We start from the raw sequence: 4,314 nt of genomic DNA, 5'->3' as shown, positions 1-4,314 counted from the left end.
GTCCAGATGCTCGGGGCGCAGTCCATCAAACAGCGCCGGCGCGTCCTCGTCCACGGTATCGGGCGACACCGCGCGGATGGGCGCGCTGGCGTTGTAACCGCGCAGCGCAGACCGTAGCGCCTCAATGGCGGCTTCATCGGCCAGATCGGTCTTGGTCAACGCGATCCGGTCGGCGATGGCGATCTGGGTACTGGCTTCGCGATAGGCGTCCAGCGTCACCATGCCATGCAGCGCGTCGGCCGTCGCCACCACGCCGCCGAAACGGTAATGGCGGGCGATCAGCGGATCCGCCGCCAGCGTGTTGATGACCGGGCAGGGATCCGCCAGTCCGGAGGTTTCCACCACCACCCGCGTGAAAGCGGGAATCTCCCCGCGCTGGCGCCGGTAATAGAGCGACTCCAGCGTGTCCTGCAGCGAACTGGTAGCGGCGCAGCAGAGGCAGCCTGAATCCAGCAGCACCACGTCGCTGTCGTCGGCGCGGCCCACCAGCATGTGGTCCAGGCCGATCTCGCCGAACTCGTTGATGATCACCGCTGTGTCGGCAAAGCGCGGGCTGCGCACCAGGCGCGACAGCAGCGTGGTCTTGCCGCTGCCCAGGAAGCCCGTCAGCAGGTAGACCGGCAGCGGTCCAGCGGCAGTCACGGTCATGGCGCGCGCCCCCTGCCGCGCTTCAGGCCTGGTCCGCGCCAGCAGGCGCGGGCAGGTTGCGCAGGTAGTCCTGCACCTCGCGCGACGGAATCACGTCGGCATACTTGCAGTTCAGATCGAACAGGCTCATGGCGTGGCTGGCCTGGAAGCGGTCGAACGCCGCCTCTTCAGGAATGATGACCTTGAAGTTGTACGAATAGGCGTCCACCGTCGTGGCGCGCAGGCACCCCGACGAGGTGCAGCCCACCAGGATCAGCGTGTCCACGTCCAGGAAGTTCAGGTGGCTCATGAAGATGGTGCCGAAGAAGCAGGACGGCTTCTGCTTGGTGATACGGATGTCCTGCGGCCGCGGCGCCAGCGGCTCCACGGTCTGGGTGGCGTGGGTATCGGCCAGCACGGTCTTTTCGCCGCCGCGATGGTTCTTGCCCACTTGCACGCCGCTGTCCAGCAGGTCGGCGCGGCGGCCGCTTTCGGTGTAGAAGACCGGAATGTTCTTGTCGCGCGCCAGCTCCAGCAGCGGCACGATATGCGCGACCGCGTCCCAGGCCTCGCGGCCGCAGTGAGTGCGGTACTGCTTCAGGCCTTCCAGGATGTCCTGGGGCGTGTCGCCGCAAAAGTTGTACTGCACGTCGATGATGAACAGGGCCGGACGCTTGCCGAAGCCGCCGCGCTTGCCGTAGCCGGCTTGCGCCAGCACCTGCTTGTCGCGCTCGGTCAGAAAATCGTCCCAGATTCGCTTGGTTTCGCTCATGGTAGTGCCTGCCAGAAAGAGAGTAGGTTCAGTTCAAAGGCGCTTGAGATAGCGGCCGCCCGGGTTGCTGCGCGCGGCATCGGTGATGCGGCCGTCCTGCGCCACGGTGCGCCCGCGCACCAGCGTGCGCACGGGCCAGCCCTTCAGGGTCATGCCCTCGTAGGGCGAATAATCGGAATTGGATTCGAGCGCGGCGGGATCGACAGTGCGCTCCAGGTCCGGATCCACCAGCACCAGGTCGGCGTCCTTGCCGATCTCGATGCTGCCCTTGCCTGGCATGCGATAGATGCGGGCGGAGTTTTCCGTGCAGACCTTCATCAGGGTTTCCAGCGGCACGCCGCGGCGGTGATAGCCTTCGTGCAGCAGGATCGGCAGCATCAGGCCGGTGCCGGGGAAGCCGTTGCTGGCGGCCCAGATGTCCGTGTCCTTGGTGACGCGCTTGCGCGGCACGTGATCGGTGCCGATGGTGGTGATGGAACCGTCCAGCACGCCTTCCCACATGGCGTCCACGTCTCCTTGCCCGCGCACCGGCGGGTTGACCTTGGCATAAGTGCCGGCCGGCGATACGTCGTTCAGGAACAGGTAGTGCGGGCAGGTCTCGACGTAGATGGGCGGCGCGTCCGGCGTGCGGCGGTGTCGTCGCGCCTCGTCCAACGCTTCGCGGCTGCTCAGGTGCACGATGTTGACCGCAGCGCCCGTCTTGTTCGCAAAGTAGCAGACGCGGTGCACATTCTCTGCTTCCAGGAAGTCCGGGCTCTGCTCGTTCCAGGCCTTCAAATCGTCGCGGCCGGCGGCGCGCAGCGGATCCCGCAGGACCGGAATCACTTCCACGTTCTCGCAGTGCACGCCCATGATCGCGCCGGGAATCGCCGCGGTGGCGCGCAGCGCCGAATACAGCAGGCCATCGTCAATGTCGGTAAAGCCCTTGGACAGGCCCGCCGCACCCTTGTACATCATGTAGAGCTTGTAGGAATTGACGTTGAAGCGGCGCGAGATTTCCTCCAGCGTCTCCACGTGCAGATTGCTGGTGATGCCGAAGTGGAAGCCGAAATCCACGCAGCTTTGCGACAAGGCGCGGTCGCGCACTTTTTCAAAGGATTCGCGGATATCCGCCGAACGATGAAACGAAAGCACCGTCGTGGTGCCGCCCAGCGCCGCGAAACGCGATTCGGTTTCGAAGTCGGTCTCGGGCGAGCCGAAGCCGAAATGCACATGCGGATCGATCAGCCCCGGCAACACCCATAGCCCTTGGCAATCGATGGTTTCGCGAGCTTCCAGCGGTGTGCCCGGCTCAGCGATGATGGCGATGCGGCCGTCGATGACGCCGAGCACGCCTTCTGTCAGGCCCTGCTGCGGCAAAAACAGTCTCGCATTGGTGAGTAGCAGATCCAGCATGATGTCGTGTTTCCTGGGTGATGCGCGTTGTCAGCAATGGGCCGCGTCCGCGGCCTCCGTGTCGTTCAAGAAGCCGTTGAGGACGCTGGCGGGGATGCCGCCTTCCGCCATGAGCTTGCGTTCTGCGTGCGTGAGGACCTGGGCATAGGCCTGGAAGACGACGCGGCGCGCGCCGTCCTCGGCGATGACCTCGATGGGCTCGCCCTTGAGCACGCCGTTGGCCACGTTGTCGAAACGCAGGGTTTCCGCGCCAGTCAGGCCCAACTGGCGCCAGCCCTCGCCCGCCGCGAACGCCAGCGGCAGCACGCCCATGCCCACCAGATTGGCGCGATGGATGCGTTCGAAGGATTCCGCGATCACGGCGCGCACGCCCAGCAGCGCCGAACCCTTGGCGGCCCAGTCGCGGCTGCTGCCCATGCCGTAGTCCTTGCCTCCCAGGATCACGCTGGCCTCGCCTGCGGCGCGATACGCTTGCGCCGCGTCAACCACCGCCATGCGTTGGCCGCTGGGGTAATGGCAGGTCACGCCGCCTTCCACGCCGGGCACCAAGGCGTTCTTGATGCGAATGTTCGCGAAGGTGGCGCGGGTCATCACATGGTGATTGCAGCGGCGCGCCACATAGGTATTGAAGTCGCGAGGCGTCACGCCCTTGGCGATCAGGTACGCGCCGGCCGGGGTGTCCGCCGGAATCTCGCCGCTGGGCGAAATATGGTCGGTCGTCAGCGAGTCGCCGAACGCGGCGAGCACACGGCCGCGCGTCAGGCTGGCTTCGAGGTCGGAAAGCGCATCGCGGCCTGGCTCAGTCTTGAAGAATGGCGGTTCGACCAGGTATTGCGATTCCGGATCCCAGGGGAAACGCAGGCCCGAGGGTGCCGGCAGGTCGCGCCAGATGGCGCTGTCCAGGCTGGCGGGGTCATAGACCTCGGCGAACAACGCGGGGTCCGCGGCCAGCGGCAGCAAGGCTGCGATCTCGTCCTGGCTGGGCCAGACATCGCGCAGATAAATGGGCATACCATCGGCGCCCGGCCCCAGCGGCTCGTGTTCGAAATCCACATCGATCCTGCCGGCCAGCGCGTACAGCACCACCATTGCGGGGGAACCGATGTAGTTGGCGCGCAGCAGCTTGTGGATGCGCCCTTCGAAATTGCGGTTGCCGGACAGCACCGCGGCCGCCACCAGGCCGCCTTCCGTGATGGCATCGGCCGCCGTGGCCTCCAGCGGGCCGGACTTGCCGCCGCAGGTCGTGCAGCCATAGCCGATCACGTGGAAACCTTGCGCCTGCAAAGGCGCCAGCAGGCCGGCCGATTCCAGATAGCGCGTTACTGCGCGCGAACCGGGCGCCAGCGAGCGCTTGACCCAGGCAGGCGGCGTCAGGCCCAGTGTCAGCGCCTTTTGCGCGACCAGGCCGGCGGCCAGCATCACGCTGGGATTGGAGGTATTGGTGCAGGAAGTGATGGCCGCCAGCGCCACGGAGCCGTGGCCCAGCGCTGCGCGGCTGGGCGGGTGCGCGGCCAGGGCGG

Annotated in this window: 4 protein-coding genes; all 4 read right to left on the bottom strand. The window is 66.3% G+C overall.

The features are described from left to right. Positions 1–648: GTP-binding protein (locus VIR09_RS29700; protein WP_332016133.1), on the bottom strand; the 648-nt coding region annotated here is incomplete at its 3' end. Positions 649–670: 22 nt separating this feature from the next. After that, positions 671–1,399: an isochorismatase family protein gene (locus VIR09_RS29695; protein ID WP_332016132.1), complete on the bottom strand. Its 729-nt coding sequence runs from the start codon at positions 1,397–1,399 to the stop codon at positions 671–673. Positions 1,400–1,432: 33 nt separating this feature from the next. Beyond that, positions 1,433–2,794 carry a dihydroorotase gene (locus VIR09_RS29690; RefSeq protein ID WP_332016131.1) on the bottom strand — a complete coding sequence of 454 codons (1,362 nt, stop codon included), beginning with the start codon at positions 2,792–2,794 and terminating at the stop codon, positions 1,433–1,435. A 30-nt stretch (positions 2,795–2,824) separates the two neighbouring features. Beyond that, positions 2,825–4,314, bottom strand: a 1,490-nt coding sequence (locus VIR09_RS29685) for an aconitase family protein (protein ID WP_332016130.1), incomplete at its 5' end; no start/stop codon positions are given.

It is taken from the genome of Achromobacter sp., assembly GCF_036567245.1.
Lineage (GTDB): Bacteria > Pseudomonadota > Gammaproteobacteria > Burkholderiales > Burkholderiaceae_B > Achromobacter.
The sequence above is the reverse complement of the archived record's forward strand: the minus strand, read 5'-3'. Positions and strand labels throughout refer to the sequence as shown.